Source organism: Paenibacillus hexagrammi (assembly GCF_021513275.1).
Taxonomy (GTDB): Bacteria; Bacillota; Bacilli; order Paenibacillales; family NBRC-103111; genus Paenibacillus_E; species Paenibacillus_E hexagrammi.
In genome coordinates this window covers 3322307-3346112 of record NZ_CP090978.1, presented here as the reverse complement: position 1 = coordinate 3346112, position 23806 = coordinate 3322307, and the positions used below count along the sequence as shown (strand labels likewise).

The window sequence follows — 23806 nt, the reverse complement described above, 5'->3', positions numbered from 1 at the left end:
TGTTATTTGATTAAATTAATACCTCAACTTTCGCAGCTTGAAATTGGCAAATAAACCTTGATGTAGCTAGGCAAACCGGCTATCCAATCGTGGAGTTGACGATGGATCAGTTTTGAGATTCTCTTCCCAACTTTTGTGGCAACTTCGTTCATCAGTTCGACCAGTTGTTGAAGTGCAACGACCCAGTCAATCGTGCCAACTTCGTCACACAACAAATAGAACAGACCGCCAATTGTCCGCTGATCCGTGCTTTGGCGATGCTGCCAAGCCAGTAAGATATAGCGCGCGAATACGATCGTTGTATGGCTAATAAGCAGATCGTAAGAGCGTCCTTGAAACTCCTTCTGCAGGCGCAGCAAGGATTTGGCGCACTTAAAGAAGACTTCTATTTCCCAACGCATTCTGTAAATCCGAATGATGTCTGAAGCAGATAACGTAAGATCGGTAGAGAGGATAGCTAGCCATTCCTTCTTCTTGGATCGATGACGGACGAACACAACCATGACGGGGATCCCTGGAGCTAGCTCCGTCCGAATCTGCCGAAGGATGTGCCGGTTCTTTCCCTCGATGCGAGCCGCAAGTGAATATAGTGAATTCAGGCAAATGCGATGCCCATCTACTAGATATCGCTTTCTATCGTTTTTCACCATGCCAATGACGTGTAATTCGCGATTACGCATCTCTTGAATCAGTGGCGCGTGAGTAAACCAGCTATCCATGAGCACATAGGACGCGGAAAGACCGGCAGCCATAGCGCGATCCAGCATAGCGGCGATGTTATCTGGAGCACTTTGCAGCGCTTCTTTCCGACGCTTGTAACCTGACGAGCGTTTATCGATACCGTCGGCGATCCCATTGATGCTGGAGTTGTTCGAGCTGAGAAGCGCGAAGTCAATTGGAACGAAGGAATGTCCATCTGTCCATCCCATGGTTAGCATGCGGAAACCCTTATAGTACGCTCCTGTGGCATGATCTTTAAAGCGTGCGAGCATCTCGACAGCCTTGCTTCGGTTACGTTCAAACATTGAATCATCGAAGATGAATGCCGTTTCGCGCTTGTCAGAGGTAAGGTGCTCCATGCGATGAACGGTCTCATGGCTTAGTAGTGTTAAAAAGCGTCGCCAAGCATATCCACTGTGATTGAGAAAACGATAGACCGCATCTTTCCCAGGATAATTTGTGCCCTGAGGGCTTTCGAGCAGACGAAACCAATTTTTCTGCTGAAACAACAGTACAAATATGATTCGGAACAAGGTCGCACAGGTGAAGCCGAACTTCTTTTTGAAGCCAGCATCATTCAAGTGTTTAATGACCTTCAGTTCCTGGAAAGCCAACTTAATTTCTGCTGGCAGTTGATCAATGGATAGCTTTTGCTCTATCATATAGAGGACACCTCTTCTGTGTGGTAGTAGTGTGACTTCGACACTCTCACTTTACCAAAGGAAGCGGTGTTTTTCTATTTTCAAGCAGGGTATCTTATCGATCACAAATCCAGTACGCACCTGGACTTACGCTGATTTATTAGGTGCGAAAGTTGAGTTAATACCTTCTAAGGTGATAACAAAACTGTCAAAGGCGCACGCACTCTTCTCCGAAAACTACTGAGATCTCCGTTTGCCTTTATCAACAGTAAGACCGGACGTGAGTCCGGTCTTATTTTTGCCTTTTTGCCTTAAATCGGGGGGCAACATAGTTGCGTTTGCGGTCTCTGAAGAACGTCCAGCCGCCAATAAAGGCGACACCGAGGGCAAAAAGAATAAATCCAAGTGAAAATTTCCCCCAAAGCATATGTCCGATCTCGCTGTTGAATTGTGCAAAAAAGCATCCTTCATGGCGAGAAAACCGTAAGTGGCTGCAATTCCTGGAATGACGAGTAAAAGAATCGCGATAAATCGATAAAATGGCGCTTTCATAGCTGCTCCTCACGTTGTTTTCTCCATCATACCCCGAATCTCATTTGCTGTCTAATTCACAAATAAGACTATGATTCTTATACCAAATAAGGGTAATATAATAGAGATAAGCGTCTCATATCATGCAATAAATCAAATTCATAAATGTATGTGCTGTTGAGGAGGAATCGTAAGAATGAGTGAATATAGATACGATATCGTCGTGCTTGGAGGCGGAATCGGGGGCTATACGGCTGCTATTCGTGCTGCGCAGCTTGGGAAGTCGGTTGCGATTGTTGAAAGGGACAAAATGGGGGGCACCTGCTTGCATCAAGGCTGCATCCCGAGCAAGGCGCTGCTGCGGAGCGCAGAAGTGTTGGCTACACTCAAGAACAGCGAGGAGTTCGGCATTGTGTCAGGACAATCGGAGTTGAATTTTGAGCAGGTTCAGCGCAGAAAGCAGGGCATTGTCGATCAGCTGCACCAAGGGCTGCAATTTCTGATGAAGAAGAACAAAATTACGATACATAACGGTAACGGTCGAATCATCGGCCCATCCATCTTTTCGCCCCGCAGCGGGGCCGTTTCTGTGGAGAAAGAAGACGGCGAAATCGATATGCTGCTTTCCCAGAACCTGATTATTGCGACGGGGTCCAGACCGCGGAGTCTGCCTGGACTTGAAATCGATGGGAAGCATATCCTCTCCAGTGAAGAAGCTCTTCAGATGGACGAGCTGCCTAAGTCGATCGTGATTATCGGCGGAGGCGTCATCGGAGTGGAATGGGCTTCCATGCTGAATGATTTTGGCGTAGAGGTGACGGTCGTCGAGCTGGACAAGCGCCTGGTGAGCCTGGAAGACGCTGATGTTTCCAAGGAACTGGAACGGCTGTTTAAAAAGCGCGGTATCCGACTTGTAACTGGAGCGAAAGTCATTGCGGATTCCATCGCCGTTACGGACGGCAAGGTGACTATGCGGGCCGACCAAGCAGGCGAGATCGTCGAGCTTTCCGCGGACAAAGTCCTTGTATCCGTAGGTCGAATTGCCAATACAGAAGGCATCGGGCTTGAAAATACCGATATCCAGATCGATAAAGGCTTCATCCGCGCTAATCGTTACATGCAAACGACAGAATCGCATATTTACGCAGTCGGGGACGCCATAGGCGGTCTCATGCTGGCGCATGTTGCCGGACACGAGGGCATCATAGCTGCGGAACATATCTGTGGCCACAATCCGGATGAACTGTCGGCTCATCTTGTGCCGAAATGCACCTATACTCGTCCCGAAATCGCGAGTGTGGGACTCACAGAAGAGCAAGCCCTGGAGAAGGGTCACAAAATTAAGACGGGCAAATTCAGCTTTAAAGCTATCGGTAAGGCGCTCGTATACGGAGCAGCAGACGGTTTTGTCAAAGTCATCGCTGATCAGGAATCCAACGATATATTAGGTGTTCATATGATCGGACCGCAAGTGACGAACAGCATTACGGAAGCCGCTCTCGCGCAGGTGCTCAACGCCACCCCATGGGAAGTGGGCCAAACCATTCATCCGCATCCGACCCTATCGGAAGCCCTTGGTGAAGCAATGCTCGCGGTTGATGGCGTGGCAATCAGCGGATAAAAACGCCAAATGGATTTGAAATTGTATTCATAAGCCAATCCGTTTATAATAAGATTATAGAGTCAAGTCTTAGGACCAGGTATTAAAAGTATTGTTAAAAAGATTCACTACCCATTTAAAGGAGGTTATCTCCATGTCAATCGGTCAGCTATTTAAGCACCGCAGCTTAGGAATATCGGATGAAGATGCCGTTCGGATGTATACCGTCATGAACATGGCTACTAAATATGATGAACGCGGCTTGATGCTGCAGCGCGCGGGTAAGGTGCCTTTTCACATCGGCGGCAGCGGCCAATATGCGGGTCAAGTTGCCATGGCCTTCGCCATGCAGCCGAAGAAGGACTATTTCTTGCCCTATTATCGGGATTTCGCCTTTGTTCTTTCGATCGGCATGACGGTCAAGGATTTGATGCTTTCGCTGTTTTGCAAAGCGGAGGATGTCAGCAGCGGAGGGCGCCAGATGCCGGGTCATTTTGGCGATAAGCGATACAATATTGTGACAGGCTCATCGCCAGTTACAACGCAGGTACCTCATGCAGTCGGTATTGCGCTAGCCGCGAAGATGAAGAAACAGGATTTCGCAACTTTTGTTTCCTTTGGCGAAGGCTCCAGCAATCAAGGTGATTTCCATGAAGGCTGTAACTTTGCGGGCGTACACAAGCTTCCGGTCATCTTTGTATGTGAAAATAATCAATATGCGATTTCTGTACCGCTGCATAAGCAGGTTTCCGGTAAAATTGCCGATCGCGCGATTGGCTACGGATTTCCGGGCTACCAAGTGGACGGTAGCGATGCTCTGGAAGTGTTCCGTATCATGAAGGAAGCGAGAGAAAGAGCGATCCAGGGTGAAGGTCCTACACTGATTGAAATGATCTCCTACCGGTTAATGCCTCATTCGACCTCGGATGACGACATGCTGTACCGGACTAAAGAAGAAGTGGAAGCGAACCGTCAGAAGGACGGCGTTGTGAAATTTAAAGAATATTTAATGGAATGCGGCTTATGGAGCGAGGAACAGGATCGGGAGCTTCAAGACAGGCAGAAGCAGGAGATTAACGAAGCGACCAAGTATGCAGATTTGGCTCCTTATCCGAAGCCGGAAGACACGCTTCTCCATGTGTATGCGGAAGGGGAGGGAGTATAGCTTATGGCAGTCATTACCTATTTGGAAGCCATTCGCTCTGCCATGCAGGAAGAAATGCAGCAGGACGATAACGTATTCGTGCTGGGTGAGGATGTCGGTAAGGGCGGTGTGCTCAACACAACAAAGGGACTTCGCGACATGTTCGGCGAAGACAGGGTGCTTGACACCCCTTTGGCGGAGTCCGCTATTGTCGGCGTGGCCATCGGTTCGGCGATGTACGGCATGAAGCCAATCGCGGAAATCCAGTTTGCCGATTTTATCTTCCCGGCAACGAATCAAATTATTAGCGAAGCGGCCAAAATCCGCTACCGCTCTAATAATGACTGGAGCTGTCCGATTGTCATCCGGGCCCCTTACGGTGCTACAGGAGCGAGCGCGCTGTATCATTCCCAATGCCCGGAATCGGTGTTCTTCGGTACACCTGGACTTAAGATTGTAGCGCCTTCGAATCCATACGACGCTAAGGGGCTGCTGAAGGCGGCAATTCGTGACGCAGACCCTGTACTTTACTTCGAGCACAAGAAGTGTTACTTGGCGCTTTCGGCTGATGTACCTGAGCAGGATTACATCGTACCGATCGGCAAGGCCGACGTGAAGCGTCAGGGCACGGACATTACGGTAATCGCATACGGGATTGCTGTGCATTACGCACTGATTGCAGCGGAAGAGCTGGCCAAGGAGGGCATTAGCGCACACGTGCTGGATTTGCGCACGCTTCAGCCTCTGGATAAAGAAGCGATCCTGGAAGCGACTGCCAAGACCGGCAAAGTCCTTATTGTCCATGAAGACAATAAGACAGGCGGTGTAGGCGCTGAGGTTTCGGCGATTATCGCCGAGGAGCTGCTGTTTGAGCTGGACGCTCCGATTGCGCGTCTGTGCGGTCCGGACGTTCCTGCGGTTGGCAACAACCCGCCGATGGAAAAGTTTTTCCTGCTAAGCCCGGATAAATTGAAAGAAGCGATGCGCAAGCTCGCTATGTTTTAGAAGACAGGAGGTCCCTTCATGAGTGGTACGAACGGCCGATTGATCGAGGTTACGGTTCCGCATCTTGCGGAAAGCCTCGTTTCTGCGACGATTGGTAAATGGTTAAAGCAGCCTGGCGATTACGTCGAGCAATATGATGTGATCTGTGAGCTGTTCACGGAAAAAGTAAATACTGAGATGCCTTCTCCCATTGAAGGCAAGCTCGTGAAAATCATAGTCGGCGAAGGGGAGACAGCTGCAGTAGGCGAAGCAATCTGCCTGCTGGAGCTTCCGGCGGAAGCTGGCCGCGAAGCTTCAGTTGGTAGCGGCGGACATCAAGAAGCCGCTGTACAAAGCGGCGCTGCCCTTGCTGTAAGCGGTGACCAGAGCATGCGTGGACGCTATTCGCCGGCGGTGCATCGTCTTGCCATGGACAACCGGGTTGATTTGTCCCGCGTAAATGGAACAGGGCTTGGCGGTCGAATCACCCGCAAGGATGTAGAGCAGTTCATTGCTTCTGGAGGAGCCTCTGCATCGGCATCCGCAGGTTTTGTTAGCAGCTCTGCGGCAGCAGCCCCTTCTTCGGCACCGGCAGCCCCTTCAGCTGCAGCTATGTCTGCACAGCAAGCAAATCAGCCCGCATCCCCGGCACAAGCCGCACCAGCGGTATCGGCACAGGAAGCAGCTGCAATGAAACAAGCGGCACATACACCTGTTAGAAGCTCGGGTCTCCATCTGTCGGCGAACCCGCCTACACCTCTTATTGAAGTGGAAGGACAGCCGTCCGATGCGCGCAACGAGTATTTCATCGATGTGACGCCGATCCGTAATGCCATCGCAACAAGGATGCGCCAAAGCGTAACGGAAATTCCTCATGCATGGACGATGATTGAAGTGGATGTCACCAATCTGGTCGTGCTTCGCAATAAGGTGAAGGATGAATTCATGCGACGTGAGGGCATTAACCTGACATATCTGGCATTCATGATGAAAGCTGTCGTCAACGCGATTAAAGACTACCCGATCATAAACTCGGTATGGGCAGTCGATAAAATCATCGTCAAGCGCGATATCAATATCTCTCTTTCGGTTGGTACGGAGGATTCGGTGTTAACGCCGGTCATCAAGAAGGCTGATCAGAAGAATATCGCTGGGCTTGCCAGAGAAATTGATGAATTAACGAAGAAGACAAGAGCGGGGAAATTGTCGCTGAACGATATGGTAGGAGGCACCTTTACGGTCAATAATACAGGCTCCTTCGGTTCGATTCTGTCGTATCCGATCATCAACTACCCGCAGGCAGCGATTGTAACGTTTGAATCGATTGTGAAGAAGCCTGTCGTGATCCATGATATGATTGCGGTTCGTTCCATGGTAAACCTGTGCCTGTCGCTTGACCATCGGATTCTCGATGGAGTTATCTGCGGAAGATTCCTGCAGAGAGTGAAGGAAAACCTTGAGGGATATAATTCGGAAACCCAAATATACTAAGCTTGAGTATTCGACTAGTAGAATAAGCTGACTGTGAACAGCACAGTGGATAGAAGCATCGTAATGAGCATGATGTAAATGACGACTTTAAACCAAAGTTTATTTCGAAACATGAAGAAACTCACTCCTTTTTTCCGCTTTCAACGTCATGAATTGAGGACGACAGCTAGTACTTACTTATTGTAACTCATTGTATGTAACGGAGGAAAGTCCATGATCGAGGAAAATCGTTTGGTTCAGGAGTTCATCTCGCTTGTTCAAGTGGACAGCGAGACCAGATTCGAACAAGAAATCAGCGCAGTGTTAAAAGAAAAGTTCAGCGCGTTGGGCCTTCATGTGATGGAAGATGACTCCATGGCCAAGAGTGGTCATGGATCGGGCAATTTGATTTGTACGTTGGAAGCAACGGATCCCAACAGCGCGATCCCAACAATTTTGTTTACATCGCATATGGATACGGTCGCTCCGGGCAAAGGCATCAAGCCGCAAATCGGGGATGACGGCTATATTCGGAGTGATGGAACAACCATTTTGGGCAGCGATGACAAGGCTGGTATTGCCGCTATGTTTGAAGGAATCCGAGTACTCAAGGAACAACATATTCCGCATGGCCGCATCCAATTCGTCATCACGGCAGGAGAAGAAAGCGGTCTTAAAGGATCCCGTGCGATGGAAGCTAGTCTGCTCGATGCCCAGTTCGGATTTGCGCTGGACTCTAACGGCAATATCGGTGAGATTGCTACAGCGGCCCCGGGCCGGGCCGAGATCGAAATCATATTTCACGGCAAGTCGGCGCACGCCGGCGTCAATCCTGAGGACGGCATCAGCGCCATTCAAGTGGCCAGCAAAGCGGTGGCACGGATGTCGTTAGGCCGCATCGACAGTGAAACGACGGCCAACATTGGAAGCTTTTCCGGTGTAGGACCGCTCAATGTTGTATGCGATCGGGTCAAAATGGAGGCTGAAGCGAGAAGTATTGTGCAGCACAAGCTGGAAGCGCAAGTCGCTTCCATGAAGGAAGCATGCGAATCCGCAGCGGCCGATGCAGGAACAAATTGTGAATTCAAGGCAGAAATTGTTTACGCATCGTATATGCATGGTGACGACGCGCCTGTTGTTCAGCTTGCATCGCGTGCACTGGCATCGATGGGGCTTGAAGCAAGCACGTTCCACTCCGGCGGCGGCAGTGACGCTAACGTATTTAACGGCTTCGGCATTCCAACCGTGAATCTGGCTGTCGGCTATCAAGAAATTCATACGACCAAAGAGCATATTGCAATCAAAGATCTGGTCAAGACAGCGGAGCTTGTCGTAGCGATTGTTAAAGAAACTGCAAAAGCATAAGCGGTCAAAAAATAAAGAGCCTGTACATGGATTCAGATCCTTGAACGGGCTCTTTGCTATTTAGAAAGAATGTGGACTTATAATGTTCATTATGATTGAACTGGAAAAGTGATAATTCGGCCATATTGTACATTATCTGTTCTTCTGTACTCCTGCGGAATCGTCCGACTATCCAGGTAATCGATCAGCTTGATATCGCCATCCGTGGCTTGCAGCATCAGCTGCAGCTGACGGCGAATTTCCCCAAACCTTGCCTACTAGGCGGATTTGACGTTCCTCGATATAGCTTTTCATTGACGATCCCTCGTTTTCTTGAAAGATTTGTTATAATGAACCTTATGCGGCAGTAGGACAAGCTATGCCAAGAATTTTGAAGGAGGAATGTTGAGATGACAGATGTACATAAAAAATTTGAGGAAAAAACGATTCGAACGGAGCCTATTTTTACAGGTAAAATCATTTCTTTGCAGGTGGATCATGTAGAGCTTCCGAATGGTGAAGTTGCGACTCGTGAGATCGTTAAACATCCTGGGGCTGTCGCTGTTCTGGCGCTTCTGGACGATAAAATGATCGTGGTGGAACAATACCGCAAGCCTTTAGAGAAGAGTCAGGTGGAAATCCCTGCGGGCAAGCTGGATGCAGGAGAGGATCCGCTGCATGCTGCACTGCGGGAGCTAGAAGAGGAGACCGGATACAAATCGGATCAAATTCGTCACATCAGCTCGTTTTACACATCGCCGGGCTTTGCGGATGAGCTGCTGCATTTGTATGTGGTTGAGAATCTGGTCAAAGGCGAAGCACGGCCGGATGAGGACGAGTTCCTCGAATGCGAAGCGATTACGCTGGAAGAAGCTCAGCAGTATATTCGCGAGCAGCGGATCAGCGATGCCAAGACGATCATGGCCGTCTACGCTTGGCAGCTGTACAAGCTTACTGGAAGCATCTAAATGAATTCCTATTACGTCGATCTTCACATTCATATTGGCCGGACAGAAAAAGGGAATGCAGTGAAGATCAGCGCTGCGAATGACCTAACCTTTTTTCATATCGCCCATGAAGCCTCCGAACGCAAGGGTATTCAGATGATCGGCATCATCGACTGTCATTCGCCGACTGTACAGGAGGAAATTGAGATCTATCTGGATCGGGGAGAGATGGCGGAGCTTCAAGGCGGAGGCATTCAATACAAGGATACGGTCATTATGCTGGGCAGCGAGATTGAAGTTCGAGATCCTGGCATGGGGCCTGCGCATTTACTTGCCTATATGCCAAACCTGCAGGTCATGCAGGATTTCACCTCATTCATGAAGCGGCATATGAAAAATGTAGAGCTTAGCTCACAGCGTATTTATGTGGACGCACGGACGCTGCAGGAGGAAGTGATAGGACGCGGTGGAATCCTTATACCCGCCCATATTTTCACTCCGCACAAGAGTGTCTACGGCAGCAGTTCCACGCGAATGGAGCACCTGCTGGACTTGAACAGGATTGCGGCGGTAGAGCTGGGTCTCAGTGCTGACTCGGAGATGGCGGGCCTGATCTCAGAACTGGACAGATATACATTTGTGACGAATTCCGATGCACATTCTTTAGGTAAAATCGGGCGTGAATACAATGAGATGAGGATGGCGGAGCCTAATTTCGAGGAGCTTGTAAAAGCGTTGGCTAGGCAGGAAGGCAGAGGCGTTGCCGCAAATTACGGCTTGAACCCGCGCCTTGGGAAATATCATCGGACCTATTGCGGCCAATGTGAGTCTATTCTTGATGAGAGTGTGACTGCGGTTGAGAGATGCTTATACTGCGGAAGCGGGAAAATTGTTCGGGGCGTTATGGACCGCATCTTGTCTTTAGCCGACCGCGAAGAACCTTCCATTCCGGATTATCGTCCGCCCTACAACTATCAGGTTCCGCTTGAATTTATACCGGGACTCGGCAAGAAGAAGATGAATCTATTGCTGTCTGAATTCGGAACAGAAATGAACGTCCTGCATAGGGCTTCCTTTCAGGAGCTTTCGGTTGTTGTCGGTGAGGAGCTGGCCGGGTATATCGTTATGGCGCGAGAAGGTCGGCTTCAGCTTGAGGTCGGCGGCGGAGGGCGTTACGGGAAAGTCGGAAAAAATCATTCATAGTTTGCCTGCTTGTCTCATAAGCTTGTTTTAGGTATAGCAAGTTGATGAGGAAGGGGCAGCATAATGAACAGAAACCTGTCGATGAAGCAATATTTGAATGAGAACTTGCCTCTATTTGTGTTTGTGTGTGTACTCTTTATCATCGGGGTTGTTTTCGGCACGGTCATGGTCAATGCGCTTTCTTTAGAGCAGAAGCAAGAAATGACGCGGCACCTCGGCAGTTTTTTTCACGAAATGACGGATGGGACTGAGTACAATGGAAAAGAATCCTTTGTACAAGCCTTTAGCTCGCATATGAAATGGATATTGCTAATTTGGTTGTTTGGACTTTCTGTAATCGGCTTGCCGCTCATCTTGATCCTGGACTTTCTCAAAGGCGTTCTGGTTGGCTTTACGGTCGGCTATTTGGTCGGGCAAATGTCTTGGAAAGGGATGCTGTTCGCCCTGGTGTCGGTAGCTCCACAGAATCTGATCGTCATTCCTGCTATCCTCTTTTGCAGTGTGGCGGCGATTTCATTCTCCATTCATGTCGTCAAAAACCGGTTTATGAGCAGGAAGGGCACGATCTATCAACCCTTTATGAGATATACGTCCATCACACTGATGATGGGAATCTGTCTGCTAGCAGCTTCATTATGGGAAGGCTATCTGTCCCAGACGGTTATGAAATGGGTTACACCGATGCTGAGCGGGCTATATTAAGCCCCTCAGCATTGTTTACGTCATGTTGACTTTGCCCGCAAGCTCCCCTATAATGAAGGAAAATGCTGACTACGGGCAAAATTGCCCGCCGGACTGAGGGGGCGGAGTATGGAAGCAAGAATCGAGAAGATCAAGCAGCAGCTGCAATCCCAAGGGTACAAGCTTACCCCCAACGGGAAGCGACCGTGCGGGTTTTGCTGGAGAATGAAGAAGATCACTTGAGCGCTGAAGAAGTGTTCATGCTGGTTAAGGATAAAGCCCCGGAGATTGGCTTGGCTACAGTCTACCGAACGTTGGAGCTGCTCAGTGACCTGCACGTTCTCGAGAAGATGAATTTCGGCGACGGGGTCGCCCGTTATGATCTCCGTAATGAAAGCAATCGTCATCATCATCATCATTTGATTTGCGTTCAATGCGGCGCTGTGGATGAAATTATGGAAGATTGGCTGGGGCCTCTCGAGGAACGGTTAGAACGCGAATTTCAGTTTCAGGTATTGGATCATCGCTTGGATTTTCAAGGAATATGCCATCGCTGCAGGGATCATACTCAATCGGAATCATCTGATCCATCTTAACGACATGCTTGTGCTTCGCTTGCTGCGGACACAGGCTTTTTTTGTCATGAAAGAACTTGAAATCACATAAACATGCCGCATGAAGGGGTACATTATGGGTATGAATTTGACTCCGGAAGAAGGTAGCGATGATGACAGGAAATCCATTCACAGTCGGTGTTCCTAAAGAGATCAAAAATAATGAAAATCGGGTTGCGCTTACTCCCGGAGGAGCAGGGATGCTTCGGGCAGCAGGACACCGCGTTCTTGTAGAGAGCGGAGCTGGCATCGGCAGCGGATTTCAGGATGAAGATTACCGGCAGGAAGGGGCAGACATCATAGCTGAAGCTTCCGAAGTATGGGCGCAAAGCGATATGGTGATGAAGGTCAAGGAGCCTCTGCCGGCGGAATACGGCTTCTTCCGCGAAGCCTTAATGCTGTTTACTTACTTGCATCTTGCGGCGGCCGGGGATTTGACAGAGCACTTGGTGCGTAAAGGCGTTACTGGGATCGCGTATGAAACCATTCAACTGCCTAGCGGCGGTCTGCCCTTGCTAACGCCTATGAGCGAGGTGGCCGGGCGGATGTCGGTTCAGATCGGAGCGCATTATCTGGAAAAAATTGTATGGAGGCCGAGGCGTTTTGCTCGGCGGCGTTCCAGGAGTACCTCCGGCGGATGTCATCATTCTGGGAGGCGGTATTGTTGGAACTAATGCCGCCAAAATGGCGCTCGGTCTGGGAGCTAATGTTGTGATCATTGAGCGCAGTGCCGACCGGATGAGAGCGCTGGATGATATCTTTAACGGACGGCTGCGCACGTTAATGTCCAATCCTTACAATATTGCGAATGCGGTACAAAAAGCGGATCTGTTGATCGGTGCCGTTCTGATTCCTGGTGCCAGAGCGCCGAGGCTGGTGACAGAAGCCATGGTCAAGCAGATGAAGCCAGGCTCGGTTATTGTCGATGTTGCGGTGGATCAAGGCGGCTCGATCGAAACGATTGACAGAGTGACGACGCACAGCGATCCGACCTACGAGAAGCACGGAGTTCTCCACTACGCGGTCGCCAATATGCCGGGAGCCGTGCCTAGAACCTCTACGCTCGCACTCACGAATGTCACGATTAGCTACGCGTTGGAGCTGGCCGCTAAAGGATTGAAACAGGCGATTACGGACAATTTGCCACTTCAGCTGGGAGTTAACACCCACAAGGGGCAAGTGACTCATCCTGCCGTTGCCCAGGCACTCCAGATGCCTTATATGAAGTTGTCCGAATTGACATAAACGAGCAGTCAAGATCATATCCTGTCCCTGCGAGGGTTAACTCTAGTAAGGAGGACCGGATATGATCGTTTCGTATCGCAAGATGATGGCGCGGCTGCGCTTCATGCTCATTTTCATGGCGCTTTCAATTGTGCTGTATCAGATAATGACCATGGTTACAGGTTGGATTGAGCCTGCTGAGAAGTACAAGCCTCCGACGGTAGAGCCGAGCGCGTGTTTAATCAAAAACACGTCTCGCTGTCCGATACAGGCTCTATGGGGGAACGCCTCCGTCTGTTCTATTGGTATGGGGAATAATCGAAAAAAGAGGAGTTTGGGATGATACCGTTGAAATCCTTCCTAGGCTACAAGGAAACTGGGCGAAGGGGCAAACCGTCATGATGATGAACGACCTAGAATCTTTCATCCGTTTTTTAGCGGCGGAACGCGGGTTATCCAAGAATACGCTTGAATCCTATACAAGGGATTTACAGCAGTTCGCCGCGTATGTTGAACAACAAGGAATAACAGCTTGGAAAGATTCGGGGAAAACCCACGTAGCCGGCTACCTGGCCAAGTTAAAGCTTATGGGAAGGGCTCCCACGACGCAATCTCGCAGCTTGGTATCAATTCGAGCATTTTTTCAGTATTTGGTACGGGAGCGTATCTTAGTTTCGGACCCTACGTTATATGTAGAAACACCTAAACTTGAGAAAAAACTGCCAAAGGTGCTTTCTATTCGTGAGGTCGAAACGATTTTGGATGCCCCCAATTTGGAATCTCAGACAGGTGCCCGCGATAAAGCTATGCTGGAGCTGCTCTATGCGACGGGTATCCGCGTGTCGGAATTGGTTGCGCTCAACCTTTCGGATGTGAACCTTCATATGGGCTTCATCCGCTGCTTAGGTAAGGGAAATAAGGAGCGCAATATTCCTATTGGCTCTATGGCAGTTCGATGCCTTCAGGCATACATAGGCGAGTCTCGTTCTAAGCTTGTCAAAGAAGAGGATGACGGCGCTCTGTTCATCGGTCACTTGGGGACGCGCATGACCCGTCAGGGCTTTTGGAAAATATTGAAGCGTTACGCGACGGAAGTGAACGTTACGAAGGACATCACCCCGCATACGCTGAGACATTCCTTTGCCGCTCATTTAATTGAGAATGGCGCGGATCTCAGATCCGTCCAGGAAATGCTCGGGCATGCCGATATATCGACAACGCAGATGTATGTGCAGGTTACGAAGCTTAAGATGAAAGAGGTTTACGATAGAGCGCATCCAAGAGCGAATATGTAAGAGAGCACAAGGAAGCTTTTTATGGAGCTCGATGGGGACCGAAGTTAACAGCGAGACAGGCAGCATCTTCCTCGGAAGATCGCTGCTTTTTTGCATTCATATTGGAGAAGTGAGATAATATAGGGTGGAAAATGTTACACATGTTCATGAATTTGAATGGTAATTGGAAACGCAAACTTTTGCTTCTTTTGGAGGTTTACTTATGCGCTTTGAACGAATAAGTGTAATTGTGCTCGATAGTGTCGGTATCGGAGAGCTGCCGGATGCGGCACAGTTTGGCGATGTAGGCTCGCATACGTTAGGGCATATCGCTGAGCGCGCCGCAGGCTTCGCGCTTCCTCACCTTCAGAAGCTGGGACTTGGCAACATCGCCGAGTTAAAAGGTGTGCCCGCCGCGGATTCGCCGCAGGGCTGCTTCGGGAAGATGGCCGAGGTTTCTGTCGGCAAAGATACGATGACCGGACATTGGGAGCTCATGGGTCTAAATGTGACGATACCGTTCAATGTGTATCCGGACGGTTTTCCTGAGGAGCTGATCCGTCAATTTGAGGAGCAGACAGGACGCAAGGTAATTGGCAATAAGCCCGCATCGGGCACAGAGATATTGGATGAGCTGGGCGAAGAGCAGATGAAGACGGGCGCATGGATCGTCTATACGTCTGCCGATAGTGTATTTCAATTGGCTGCGCACGAAGAAATTATTCCGCTTGATGAGCTATACGAAGCCTGTAAGATTGCCAGAAGGCTTACGATGCAGGATGAATTTGCTGTAGGTCGGTGATCGCTAGACCCTATGTAGGCACTCCGGGGGCTTTCAAGCGTACGCCGAATCGACATGATTATGCCGTTAAACCGCCTGCACCGACCGTGTTAAACAGACTGATGGAAGCGGGGTTCGATACAATCGCGATTGGTAAAATTAACGACATCTTTGATGGCGAGGGTATCTCGCAAACAACATCTACAAAGAGTAATCTGGACGGTATTCACAAGACGATCGAAACGATACGTAAGCCGTTTAAGGGTCTTGCCTTTACCAATTTGGTTGATTTCGACTCGTTGTACGGGCATAGACGGGATCCAGAAGGCTATGCGAAGGCGCTGGAGGAGTTCGATGCTCATCTGCCAGAACTGATGGCAGGGATTGGTCAGAACGATCTGCTGGTCCTTACAGCGGATCATGGCAATGATCCTATTCATGCAGGGACGGACCACACGCGAGAATACGTACCGATTTTGCTGTACAGTCCGAGCTTGCAGCAACCAAGCTCCATCGGTATACGAAGCACATTCGCCGATCTTGGAGCAACCATCGCCGAAAACTTTGGTGTAGACTCGACCGGTAACGGGGAAAGCTTTTTGTCATTATTACGGTAAGATACTTGGGAGGTAATCCGTATGTCAGAACAATCCATGGTACAGAAGATTCAAGAAGCTGCTTCATTTATCAGTAAAGAAACCGGCATTAAGCCGCAGATCGGGTTGATCTTGGGATCCGGCTTGGGGGTATTAGCAGATTTGATCGAACAGCCTACGGTTGTAGACTATTCCCGCATTCCCCATTTCCCTGTTTCTACAGTAGAAGGGCATGCAGGTGAGCTAGTTGTAGGTTCTATCCAAGGAAAGCAAGTGCTTATCATGAAAGGGCGCTTTCACGCATACGAAGGTTACGGAGCGGAGACCGTATCGTTCCCTGTTCGCGTGATGAAGGAGCTGGGCGTTGAAACGCTGATCGTTACCAATGCGGCAGGCGGAATTAATGAATCTTATCACGTAGGTGATCTCATGGTGATTAGCGACCACTTGAATCTGACCTACCGCAATCCGCTTATCGGACCTAATGATAACGCGCTTGGAGTGCGCTTCCCGGATATGTCCGAGGCCTATAGCAAGCGTCTGCGCAAGCTCGCTCATGAAGTGGCGGCTTCGCAGGATTTTTCCTTGCAGGAAGGTGTTTATGTGGGCTTGCTCGGGCCGAACTACGAGACCCCGGCGGAAATTCGCATGTTCCGGACCTTGGGCGGCGACGCAGTAGGAATGTCCACAGTACCTGAAGTCATTGTGGCTCGCCATGCGGGAATCGAAGTGCTTGGGTTCTCATGCATCTCTAACATGGCATCTGGAATTCTTGACCAACCTTTATCTCACGCAGAGGTCATGGAGACTACCGAAAAAGTGAAGCCGAAATTCCTCAAATTGGTTCTCGGCATTATCGAAGCTCTTTAATTTCAGCATCCGGGAGGATTATTTGTGGAAACTACATATATACAGCAAATTCAAGAAGCAGCAGCTTTTATATCAAGTAAATTAGGTCAAGTAAAGCCGGTTATTGGTCTTGTTTTGGGCTCAGGCCTGGGAGATTTGGCCCATCAGGTGGAAAATTCGATAGCGATTGATTACAGCGATGTTCCCCATTTTCCGGTATCCACGGTGGAAGGGCATGCCGGTCGCTTTGTAGCAGGAACCTTGGAAGGCAAGCAGGTAATCGTTATGCAGGGGCGCTTTCATTACTATGAGGGTTATCCAATGAAGAAGGTCGTCTTCCCCGTCTATGTCATGAAGGCATTAGGCGTTCAAACCGTCGTAATGACGAATGCAGCCGGAGGGATGAACCGCAGCTTCCAAGCCGGAGACCTGATGCTGATCAGCGATCATCTGAATATGACGGGAGATAACCCGCTTATCGGACCGAATCATGCGGAGCTTGGAGTCAGATTCCCGGACATGTCCGAAGCGTACAGTCGTGAATACCGCGCGTTAGCGCATCGTTTGGCTGAAGGTGTTGTCGGTGAGGATGGTAAGGCACTCAAGCTGCAGGAAGGGGTCTATGCCGGAATCAGCGGCCCGACGTACATGACACCATCCGAATTGACAATGCTCGCTAGAGTGGGCGGAGATGCGGTAGGGATGTCCACTGTCGGCGAAGTTATTGCTGCCCGTCATGCGGGGCTTAAGGTTCTAGGAATTTCTTGTATCACCGATATGGCAATTGGCGAGGAACTGGAGCCGCTTACACATGAGCAGGTGGTAGCCGTAGCCAATCGTACGAAGCCGAAATTCATCGCGCTTGTAAAAGCTTTCGTCAGAGAAGTCGCAATGTAAGTTATAAAGGTTAGAAGGGCTGTCTGCTAAGCAGACAGCCCTTCCTAGTAATCATTTGATTATGTCGATTTCATTACCAAGCAAACGCGCTAGTGATGATAACCAACAAAATGAAAAGCACCAGGATCGCAGCAGAAGAATTATAACCAACTGTTCCACAAGACATTCAAATCACCCTTCCATCTGATGGTTTTTGTTTGGTTGTTACACCCATAGTCTATGGGATTTCAAGGCAGATGGTTTGGGCAAAGGTGCATATCGGTGATAAATGTGCGATAGCCCTTCTGGTTCGAATTCCTTAGAGTTATGCTGTTAATTTGATGAAAAACTCTCACTTGAGACCTATGATTCTGGCGGAAAGCATGATACAATATAGTTACTTAGAACTATATGGGAGACCTTGCAGCTTCAAGGTCTGTCTCCAAAACAAGGACGTGATGGAGCATGTCAATTCCACAATTGAAGGTAGCGAACTGCCCGCGCTGCGGCAAAGTATATCAAAAAAACCTGCGTAATCAGTGTCAGGATTGCTCCAGAGAGATGGACATGGCGCTGAGCAGCAGCCTGCAATTTTTACAAAAGAACTACAAGGCAACTAGCGAGCAGGTCAGCATAGAGACGGGAGTTCAGCTTCAACAGGTTCACACATGGATGAAAGAAGGGAAATTATTGCTTTCGGATTATCCCAATCTCTCCTATCCATGTGAATTATGTACACAGCCGATACGAAAGCACAAGATGTGTGTAGATTGCTTAACCCTGCTAAACAAAGAAATTCGAGCATTGCAGGAGCAGGAGAAGCCGAGATCATTTCGAAGTGTTCCGGTTGCAGCGGCTGGTGCCTTTCAAATTCGAGATCGTATGGGCCGTGTCTAAATGACAACATATTTGGCTATCATATAGATGGACGTCCTCCGAGAGGAGGATATTTTTATGAAAACATGTTCACAAATATGTCACAAAATCTTCAATGTTTTGCCACCACATCCATATGGGATTGTAGGGAGTAGTTAGGTAAAATAGATGAAGTGAACACATTATGGGGGGATATGCATGCAAAAGTGGATTTTCTTTGTGTTATTTATACTTGCGGGCGTACTGGGGCTTGGAGTCCTCTTTCAAGATATTTCCGGACGCCAAGAGGCTCGGGAAGCTGAAGCGGCAGCTAGCAAAGGTCAACAACTGAAAATTATCGCTTCAAACTGGCAATTCGATCAAAAAGATTACACAATCAAATCAGGTGAACCAACTAAAGTTTCTTTGATGTTAAAAGAGGGTGTACACGCGGTTCACATTAAGGCCGGCGGTGTGGAAATCAAGTTGGACAAGGAAAATCCTTCCCAACAAGTAACATTTGATGCACCAGGGACTTACGATATCGAATGCGTGCTTCCTTGCGGTGAAGGTCATGCAAACATGAAGTCCAAATTAGTGGTACAATAAGATAAACAAGATGAGGGAGCTTATGATAAGCTCCCTTTTTTTAATGACAGGAGGAACCCTGATGAGAATGGTAGACTTGATACATAAAAAGAGATCAAACGAGTCGTTAAGTAAAGAAGAAATTAATTTTATCATACAAAGCTACACCAAGGGTGACATTCCAGATTACCAAATGTCCGCATTGTTAATGGCCATTTATTTTAACGGCATGTCGGGAGAAGAGACCTCCGCGCTTACGATGGCCATGGCTGGATCCGGTGATATGATTGATCTGTCAGCGATTTCAGGAATTAAAGTGGATAAACATTCGACCGGGGGGTAGGCGATAAAATTAGCCTGATTGTTGGTCCAATCGCAGCTTCCCTAGGAATACCAGTAGCCAAGATGTCAGGCCGCGGATTGGGGCATACCGGGGGGACCGTCGACAAACTCGAATCCATTCCCGGATTTCAAATTGAGCTTAAGAATGAAGATTTTATTCGAGCTGTTAATGAAAACAAGATAGCTATTGTAGGGCAGAGCGGGAATTTGGCGCCTGCTGACAAGAAAATTTATGCTCTTCGCGATGTGACAGCGACTGTCGACTCTATTCCGTTGATTGCAAGCTCTATTATGAGTAAGAAGATTGCGTCTGGCGCCGATGCGATCGTGTTGGACGTGAAAATTGGCTCCGGGGCGTTTATGAAAACGGTGGAAGATGCAAGGATACTAGCTCGTACAATGGTTGACATCGGGAAGAGTCTGAATCGCCATACTATTGCTATGATTACTGATATGGAGCAACCCCTAGGCCGTGAAATCGGTAATGCGAATGAAATCCGTGAGTCCATTGAGGTGCTTCGCGGTCAAGGTGAGAAGGACTTAACAGAAGTCGCCATTTCCGTTGCCGCTTACATGTCCTTACTCGGTAAAGTGTACAACTCGTATGAGGAAGCGCGCGAAGGTGTAAGGGAAGTTGTCATGAGCGGAAAAGCGATTGAAACGATGAAGAGGTTTATTGCCAGCCAAGGTGGTAATCCCGATGTGGTAGACCGGCCTGAATTGCTGCCTGAAGCTATGCATCACTTTGAGGTGGAGTCCCCTGTTTCGGGCTATGTTGGAAGCATTGATGCAGAGCAAATTGGCATTGCCGCGATGCTGCTTGGTGCAGGACGCGCAAAGAAAGAGGATGCGATTGACTACGCAGTCGGCCTCACTTTGAATAAGAAGATCGGAGATGCCGTTGCCGCAGGAGAATCTATCGTTACCATCCATGCGAATCGGGAAGATGTAGAAGAAGTACACCGCATGATTATGGATGCTTTCCGTATTCAAGAGCACAGCGCCGTTGCGCCGCAGCTTATTTATGATGTGATTATGTGATACTGGCCCTTTTTAGGGATCGGAGAAGCACTTCCTTAGCGGAGTGCTTTTTTTGTTTGTTCATTTAATTTGCTTCGTCTGGAATATTTTGCTCGCAAACCGTCAAAACTGATTACCAGTAATTCAAGCAGCTTTGTTGCGGTCTATGCTTCATACATTTACAGGAGGGGTAGAATTGCTATGCGAAAAAAAGGGATTCTAAGCTTTATTTGTTTGCAGCTTGTACTGATGCTGGTGCTGCCGGCGGCCTTCGCCGAAGAGAAGGCGGCTCAGTCGGTGGATTTAGCGCCTAATGCGCAGTCTGCAGTCCTGCTGGATGCAGATACCGGGACCGTGATTGTTGATAAAAATAAGGATGTCAAGCTTCCGCCTGCCAGCATTACAAAGATTATGACCATGCTTCTGATTATGGAAGCTATCGATCAAGGCAAGATCAAAATGGATGAAAAGGTCCGCGCTTCGGAATATGCAGCCTCGATGGGCGGTTCGCAGATCTTCCTAGAGCCGGGCGAGGAAATGACGGTTCAAGAAATGCTGAAAGGAATCGCTATGGCCTCAGGCAATGATGCTTCTGTGGCAATGGCCGAGAAAATTGCCGGCTCTGAAGAGAATTTTGTGCAAATGATGAATGAAAGAGCCCAGCAGCTAGGCATGAAGAATACACATTTTTCCAACTGTAACGGCCTGCCTGTCGATAATCATTACACAAGTGCGTATGATATTGCGATTATGTCCCGTGAGCTGTTAAAGCATGAGGAAATCACAAAGTTTACAGGTGTTTATCAGGATTACCTGCGCAAAGACTCTCCAAGCCCATTCTGGCTTGTCAATACGAATAAACTGGTCCGCTTCTACACCGGGGCTGACGGTTTGAAAACAGGCTACACAAGCGAAGCTAAGTTTTGCCTGTCCGCTACCGCTAAACGTGACAATCTGCGATTGATCGCAGTCGTTTTGGGTGAGCCCAATACGAAAACTCGGAATGCGGAGGTGACCAAGCTCTTTGACTTCGCTTTTGCCCAGTACACGAACCACCCAATCTTTAAGACGGGAGACAGCCTCGGGAGCTTTACAGTGAACAAAGGCGAAGTGTCGACTGTACCGCTTGTAGCGAAGCAAAATTACAGTATCTTGATGAAAAAAGGCGACGCCGCGCAAGATATTCGACATGAATTGCAAGTTGATCCGAACCTTAAGGCGCCTATTACTCTTGGACAGCCGATCGGTAAAATTGTCGTGTACAAAGGCGATACGGTGCTTAAGGAGTATCCATTAGAGTCGCCGGTTGCTGTGAATAAAGCTTCATGGTGGAAGCTGTTCAAGCGCACGACTTCGAATCTGTTTCGCACCGATGGAGTCGAATCTAACAAATAATCTCGTTTTTTACCTACTTTTAGCGCATTTCTTCTAGTTTTGTCGGGTGGCAGGAACTTCCTCTGGCTCTGTAGAATCCTTGATTCATGACAGGGAAGGAGTGAGCATGGTTGAGCCTGCAAATCGAATTTGAACAAGGCAGAAGAGCGCTGATCGTCAGATTGAAAGGCGAGCTGGATCACCATACCGCAGATATGGTGAAAGCAAGGATGGAGGAAGCAATCGCCAAGGAGGATACTCAGCACGTCATTCTGAGCTTGAAGGACCTGTCGTTCATGGACAGCTCGGGTCTGGGTGTCATCCTTGGCAGATATAAACAAATTACAGGCAAGGGCGGCAAAATGGTTGTATGTGATATGACACCTGCCGTATATCGTCTGTTTGAATTATCCGGTTTGTTTAAAATCGTATCGATACAGGATAATGAAAAATCGGCAGTCTCCAGTCTGGAGGTTGCATTATGAGCGATAAAAATTTTATGACTTTACAGTTTTCAAGCCGTTCCGAGAACGAAGCTTTTGCCCGTGTAGCTGTTGCGGCGTTCGTCTCCCAGCTGGATCCGACGCTGAATGAGCTGACGGATATTAAAACGGTCGTATCGGAAGCAGTGACCAACTCGATTATTCACGGATATAACAATCGTACCGATGGAGTTATCACCATATCTACGCAGATTGAAAACGACATGGTGCACATCACCGTCGAGGATAACGGGCTTGGCATTGAGGATCTGGAGCAGGCGAAGCAGCCGCTATATACCTCAAAGCCGGAGCTGGAGCGATCAGGGATGGGCTTTACGATTATGGAAAATTTCATGGATGAAGTTGACGTTGTGACGGCTGTCGGAGTCGGAACCAAAATTAAAATGATGAAGCGAATTGAATCTAAAAAAGCTTTATACAATTAGGGGTTTGATCTATGGATGTTGATTTGAAGCATGCCTCTCACAGTTATTTGGACGACAGTGAAGTCAAACGGTTAATCGCGCTCAGCCAATCCGGAGACAGTATTGCAAGAGAAACGCTCGTCAGCTGCAACATCCGACTCGTCTGGTCTGTAGTTCAACGCTTCTTGAATCGTGGCTACGAAGCTGAGGATTTGTTTCAAATCGGCTGTATCGGCCTTCTCAAGTCCGTTGACAAATTTGATTTGTCCTACGACGTCAAATTTTCTACCTATGCGGTCCCGATGATTATCGGTGAAATCCAACGGTTTCTTCGTGATGACGGAACGCTAAAGGTCAGCCGCTCACTAAAGGAGCTAGCCAATAAAATTCGGAAGACAAAGGATGAGCTATCCAAACGTCTAGGTAGGCTTCCAACAATTAAGGAAGTGGCTGAAGAGCTGATGATTACGGCGGAGGAGGTTGTTTTCGCACAGGAAGCGAATAAGCCTTTGACGTCCATTCATGAGACTGTCTTCGAAAACGATGGAGATCCGATTACCTTGATGGATCAAATTTCCGACGAGTCCGGCGAGAAGTGGTTTGAAAAGCTAGCTTTAAACGAAGCAATCGGCTCGCTTTCCGAGAGGGAGCGGCTTATCGTATTCCTTCGATACTTCCGCGATCAAACACAGTCGGAGGTGGCAAGCCGACTAGGCATTTCCCAAGTCCAGGTATCGCGGCTGGAGAAGAAAATATTGCAGTCCATTAAAGATCAAATTGCGCAGTAAATGATGACGTCCTCCTTTCGAAAGGAGGGCGTTTTTCGTCCAAAAAAAGTAGCCACCCCTTAGCAAATAAATAAGGCGGTGGCTTTTTCGTACCGGGATTTATCTTGCCGCGGCATTCTCTTCAAAGTAAAAACGCACACAATATAAGCCGGCAAGTCCTACAAGTGAATAAACAATTCGGCTGATTCCCGAGGATTCACGATGAGAGTCACCGCCGAGCAGTGCTGAGACCAAATCCCACTCAAAAAGCCCGACCAACAGCCAATTCAGCGCCCCGATGATAACGAGGGTTAACGCTAATTTTGCCATTTCTATCACCCTTCTCAATGAGGAATAGTTTCTTCTCTCTTACTATTGCCAAACAAATAGAATTTTTATTCATTAGAGGAAAGGTAGGAGCATTTACCAGTTATTTGAGGGATTATTGCCAATCAATATTTTGCATACTACTCC

Annotated in this window: 23 protein-coding genes and 5 pseudogenes; 22 read left to right on the top strand and 6 right to left on the bottom strand. The window is 48.6% G+C overall.

Annotated features, from left to right (window positions below; genetic code table 11):
* Positions 1-23: 23 nt before the first annotated feature.
* Both L0M14_RS15135 and L0M14_RS15130 read right to left on the bottom strand, forming a co-directional pair.
* Positions 24-1382: an IS4 family transposase gene (locus L0M14_RS15135; RefSeq protein WP_235117563.1), complete on the bottom strand. Its 1359-nt coding sequence runs from the start codon at positions 1380-1382 to the stop codon at positions 24-26.
* A gap of 271 nt (positions 1383-1653) precedes the next feature.
* Positions 1654-1913 (bottom strand): annotated as a pseudogene (locus tag L0M14_RS15130) (DUF2627 domain-containing protein).
* A 175-nt stretch (positions 1914-2088) separates the two neighbouring features.
* Between L0M14_RS15130 and lpdA the strand changes: the two are divergent.
* The 4 genes from lpdA to L0M14_RS15110 all read left to right on the top strand — a co-directional run bounded on the left by lpdA (position 2089) and on the right by L0M14_RS15110 (position 7111).
* The gene (gene lpdA / locus L0M14_RS15125) at positions 2089-3513 is read left to right on the top strand and encodes a dihydrolipoyl dehydrogenase (protein ID WP_235117562.1); all 1425 of its coding nucleotides are present in this window, start codon (positions 2089-2091) and stop codon (positions 3511-3513) included.
* A 133-nt stretch (positions 3514-3646) separates the two neighbouring features.
* Entirely contained in the window at positions 3647-4657 is a 1011-nt protein-coding gene (locus L0M14_RS15120; RefSeq protein ID WP_235117561.1) for a thiamine pyrophosphate-dependent dehydrogenase E1 component subunit alpha, read from the top strand.
* 3 nt (positions 4658-4660) lie between these two features.
* Entirely contained in the window at positions 4661-5641 is a 981-nt protein-coding gene (locus L0M14_RS15115) for an alpha-ketoacid dehydrogenase subunit beta (protein ID WP_235117560.1), read from the top strand.
* An 18-nt stretch (positions 5642-5659) separates the two neighbouring features.
* Complete coding sequence (locus L0M14_RS15110; RefSeq protein ID WP_235117559.1) at positions 5660-7111, top strand: dihydrolipoamide acetyltransferase family protein; 1452 nt, start codon at positions 5660-5662, stop codon at positions 7109-7111.
* 14 nt (positions 7112-7125) lie between these two features.
* On the opposite strand, the gene prli42 is transcribed toward L0M14_RS15110, so the two are convergent.
* Positions 7126-7224 carry a stressosome-associated protein Prli42 gene (prli42, locus tag L0M14_RS15105; RefSeq protein WP_235117558.1) on the bottom strand — a complete coding sequence of 33 codons (99 nt, stop codon included), beginning with the start codon at positions 7222-7224 and terminating at the stop codon, positions 7126-7128.
* A gap of 100 nt (positions 7225-7324) precedes the next feature.
* Between prli42 and L0M14_RS15100 the strand changes: the two genes are divergently transcribed.
* Positions 7325-8455, top strand: coding sequence for a M20/M25/M40 family metallo-hydrolase (locus tag L0M14_RS15100; RefSeq protein WP_235117557.1), 1131 nt, complete (start codon positions 7325-7327; stop codon positions 8453-8455).
* 168 nt (positions 8456-8623) lie between these two features.
* Here L0M14_RS15100 and L0M14_RS31060 read toward each other — a convergent pair whose 3' ends face one another.
* The gene (locus tag L0M14_RS31060; protein ID WP_260115354.1) at positions 8624-8749 is read right to left on the bottom strand and encodes a hypothetical protein; all 126 of its coding nucleotides are present in this window, start codon (positions 8747-8749) and stop codon (positions 8624-8626) included.
* A 95-nt stretch (positions 8750-8844) separates the two neighbouring features.
* Between L0M14_RS31060 and L0M14_RS15095 the strand changes: the two genes are divergently transcribed.
* From L0M14_RS15095 to L0M14_RS15050, 10 genes and pseudogenes are all read left to right on the top strand, one after another.
* Positions 8845-9402, top strand: a complete 558-nt coding sequence (locus L0M14_RS15095) for an NUDIX hydrolase (protein ID WP_235117556.1) — start codon at positions 8845-8847, stop codon at positions 9400-9402.
* Positions 9403-10584 carry an endonuclease Q family protein gene (locus tag L0M14_RS15090; protein ID WP_235117555.1) on the top strand — a complete coding sequence of 394 codons (1182 nt, stop codon included), beginning with the start codon at positions 9403-9405 and terminating at the stop codon, positions 10582-10584. It begins immediately after the preceding gene.
* A gap of 63 nt (positions 10585-10647) precedes the next feature.
* Complete coding sequence (spoIIM, locus tag L0M14_RS15085) at positions 10648-11286, top strand: stage II sporulation protein M (protein WP_235117554.1); 639 nt, start codon at positions 10648-10650, stop codon at positions 11284-11286.
* A gap of 108 nt (positions 11287-11394) precedes the next feature.
* A pseudogene (fur, locus tag L0M14_RS15080) lies at positions 11395-11861 on the top strand (ferric iron uptake transcriptional regulator).
* A 131-nt stretch (positions 11862-11992) separates the two neighbouring features.
* Positions 11993-13124: pseudogene (ald, locus tag L0M14_RS15075) on the top strand (alanine dehydrogenase).
* A 61-nt stretch (positions 13125-13185) separates the two neighbouring features.
* Positions 13186-13446 carry a DUF4227 family protein gene (locus tag L0M14_RS15070; RefSeq protein WP_235117553.1) on the top strand — a complete coding sequence of 87 codons (261 nt, stop codon included), beginning with the start codon at positions 13186-13188 and terminating at the stop codon, positions 13444-13446.
* Positions 13447-13504: 58 nt separating this feature from the next.
* The gene (gene xerD, locus L0M14_RS15065) at positions 13505-14398 is read left to right on the top strand and encodes a site-specific tyrosine recombinase XerD (protein WP_235122916.1); all 894 of its coding nucleotides are present in this window, start codon (positions 13505-13507) and stop codon (positions 14396-14398) included.
* A 202-nt stretch (positions 14399-14600) separates the two neighbouring features.
* Positions 14601-15775, top strand: a pseudogene (deoB, locus tag L0M14_RS15060) (phosphopentomutase).
* 21 nt (positions 15776-15796) lie between these two features.
* The gene (locus L0M14_RS15055) at positions 15797-16624 is read left to right on the top strand and encodes a purine-nucleoside phosphorylase (RefSeq protein WP_235117552.1); all 828 of its coding nucleotides are present in this window, start codon (positions 15797-15799) and stop codon (positions 16622-16624) included.
* 24 nt (positions 16625-16648) lie between these two features.
* Complete coding sequence (locus L0M14_RS15050; RefSeq protein WP_235117551.1) at positions 16649-17500, top strand: purine-nucleoside phosphorylase; 852 nt, start codon at positions 16649-16651, stop codon at positions 17498-17500.
* A 73-nt stretch (positions 17501-17573) separates the two neighbouring features.
* Here the strand turns inward: L0M14_RS15050 and L0M14_RS15045 are convergent, their stop codons facing one another.
* Entirely contained in the window at positions 17574-17666 is a 93-nt protein-coding gene (locus L0M14_RS15045; RefSeq protein ID WP_235117550.1) for a YjcZ family sporulation protein, read from the bottom strand.
* 278 nt (positions 17667-17944) lie between these two features.
* Between L0M14_RS15045 and L0M14_RS15040 the strand changes: the two genes are divergently transcribed.
* The 7 genes and pseudogenes from L0M14_RS15040 to sigF all read left to right on the top strand — a co-directional run bounded on the left by L0M14_RS15040 (position 17945) and on the right by sigF (position 23353).
* Positions 17945-18376, top strand: a complete 432-nt coding sequence (locus L0M14_RS15040) for a flagellar protein (RefSeq protein ID WP_235117549.1) — start codon at positions 17945-17947, stop codon at positions 18374-18376.
* A gap of 177 nt (positions 18377-18553) precedes the next feature.
* Positions 18554-18943 carry a cupredoxin domain-containing protein gene (locus L0M14_RS15035; RefSeq protein ID WP_235117548.1) on the top strand — a complete coding sequence of 130 codons (390 nt, stop codon included), beginning with the start codon at positions 18554-18556 and terminating at the stop codon, positions 18941-18943.
* 61 nt (positions 18944-19004) lie between these two features.
* Positions 19005-20305: pseudogene (locus L0M14_RS15030) on the top strand (pyrimidine-nucleoside phosphorylase).
* Between the two features lie 180 nt (positions 20306-20485).
* The gene (locus tag L0M14_RS15025; RefSeq protein ID WP_235117547.1) at positions 20486-21679 is read left to right on the top strand and encodes a D-alanyl-D-alanine carboxypeptidase family protein; all 1194 of its coding nucleotides are present in this window, start codon (positions 20486-20488) and stop codon (positions 21677-21679) included.
* 110 nt (positions 21680-21789) lie between these two features.
* Positions 21790-22143 (top strand): anti-sigma F factor antagonist, encoded by a 354-nt coding sequence (gene spoIIAA, locus L0M14_RS15020; protein ID WP_235117546.1) that lies wholly within the window; start codon positions 21790-21792, stop codon positions 22141-22143.
* On the top strand, positions 22140-22586 hold the full coding sequence (gene spoIIAB, locus L0M14_RS15015) for an anti-sigma F factor (protein WP_235117545.1): 447 nt from the start codon (positions 22140-22142) through the stop codon (positions 22584-22586). Before spoIIAA ends, spoIIAB begins: the two co-directional genes overlap by 4 nt.
* An 11-nt stretch (positions 22587-22597) precedes the next feature.
* Complete coding sequence (gene sigF, locus L0M14_RS15010) at positions 22598-23353, top strand: RNA polymerase sporulation sigma factor SigF (RefSeq protein ID WP_235117544.1); 756 nt, start codon at positions 22598-22600, stop codon at positions 23351-23353.
* 99 nt (positions 23354-23452) lie between these two features.
* On the opposite strand, the gene L0M14_RS15005 is transcribed toward sigF, so the two are convergent.
* Positions 23453-23662, bottom strand: a complete 210-nt coding sequence (locus L0M14_RS15005; protein WP_235117543.1) for a DUF378 domain-containing protein — start codon at positions 23660-23662, stop codon at positions 23453-23455.
* Between the last annotated feature and the right edge of the window lie 144 nt (positions 23663-23806).

Excerpts from the sequence above, each read along its gene's own strand:
- prli42 (WP_235117558.1), bottom strand. The coding sequence starts at position 7,224 with ATGTTTCGAAATAAACTTTGGTTTAAAGTCGTCATTTACATCATGCTC.
- L0M14_RS15100 (WP_235117557.1), top strand. The coding sequence starts at position 7,325 with ATGATCGAGGAAAATCGTTTGGTTCAGGAGTTCATCTCGCTTGTTCAA.
- sigF (WP_235117544.1), top strand. The coding sequence starts at position 22,598 with ATGGATGTTGATTTGAAGCATGCCTCTCACAGTTATTTGGACGACAGT.
- L0M14_RS15025 (WP_235117547.1), top strand. The coding sequence starts at position 20,486 with ATGCGAAAAAAAGGGATTCTAAGCTTTATTTGTTTGCAGCTTGTACTG.
- L0M14_RS15115 (WP_235117560.1), top strand. The coding sequence starts at position 4,661 with ATGGCAGTCATTACCTATTTGGAAGCCATTCGCTCTGCCATGCAGGAA.
- spoIIM (WP_235117554.1), top strand. The coding sequence starts at position 10,648 with ATGAACAGAAACCTGTCGATGAAGCAATATTTGAATGAGAACTTGCCT.
- L0M14_RS15070 (WP_235117553.1), top strand. The coding sequence starts at position 13,186 with ATGATCGTTTCGTATCGCAAGATGATGGCGCGGCTGCGCTTCATGCTC.
- xerD (WP_235122916.1), top strand. The coding sequence starts at position 13,505 with ATGATGAACGACCTAGAATCTTTCATCCGTTTTTTAGCGGCGGAACGC.
- L0M14_RS15035 (WP_235117548.1), top strand. The coding sequence starts at position 18,554 with ATGCAAAAGTGGATTTTCTTTGTGTTATTTATACTTGCGGGCGTACTG.
- L0M14_RS15040 (WP_235117549.1), top strand. The coding sequence starts at position 17,945 with ATGTCAATTCCACAATTGAAGGTAGCGAACTGCCCGCGCTGCGGCAAA.
- L0M14_RS15110 (WP_235117559.1), top strand. The coding sequence starts at position 5,660 with ATGAGTGGTACGAACGGCCGATTGATCGAGGTTACGGTTCCGCATCTT.
- lpdA (WP_235117562.1), top strand. The coding sequence starts at position 2,089 with ATGAGTGAATATAGATACGATATCGTCGTGCTTGGAGGCGGAATCGGG.
- L0M14_RS15005 (WP_235117543.1), bottom strand. The coding sequence starts at position 23,662 with ATGGCAAAATTAGCGTTAACCCTCGTTATCATCGGGGCGCTGAATTGG.
- L0M14_RS15135 (WP_235117563.1), bottom strand. The coding sequence starts at position 1,382 with ATGATAGAGCAAAAGCTATCCATTGATCAACTGCCAGCAGAAATTAAG.
- L0M14_RS15090 (WP_235117555.1), top strand. The coding sequence starts at position 9,403 with ATGAATTCCTATTACGTCGATCTTCACATTCATATTGGCCGGACAGAA.
- L0M14_RS31060 (WP_260115354.1), bottom strand. The coding sequence starts at position 8,749 with ATGAAAAGCTATATCGAGGAACGTCAAATCCGCCTAGTAGGCAAGGTT.
- L0M14_RS15095 (WP_235117556.1), top strand. The coding sequence starts at position 8,845 with ATGACAGATGTACATAAAAAATTTGAGGAAAAAACGATTCGAACGGAG.
- L0M14_RS15045 (WP_235117550.1), bottom strand. The coding sequence starts at position 17,666 with ATGTCTTGTGGAACAGTTGGTTATAATTCTTCTGCTGCGATCCTGGTG.
- L0M14_RS15120 (WP_235117561.1), top strand. The coding sequence starts at position 3,647 with ATGTCAATCGGTCAGCTATTTAAGCACCGCAGCTTAGGAATATCGGAT.
- L0M14_RS15055 (WP_235117552.1), top strand. The coding sequence starts at position 15,797 with ATGTCAGAACAATCCATGGTACAGAAGATTCAAGAAGCTGCTTCATTT.
- spoIIAB (WP_235117545.1), top strand. The coding sequence starts at position 22,140 with ATGAGCGATAAAAATTTTATGACTTTACAGTTTTCAAGCCGTTCCGAG.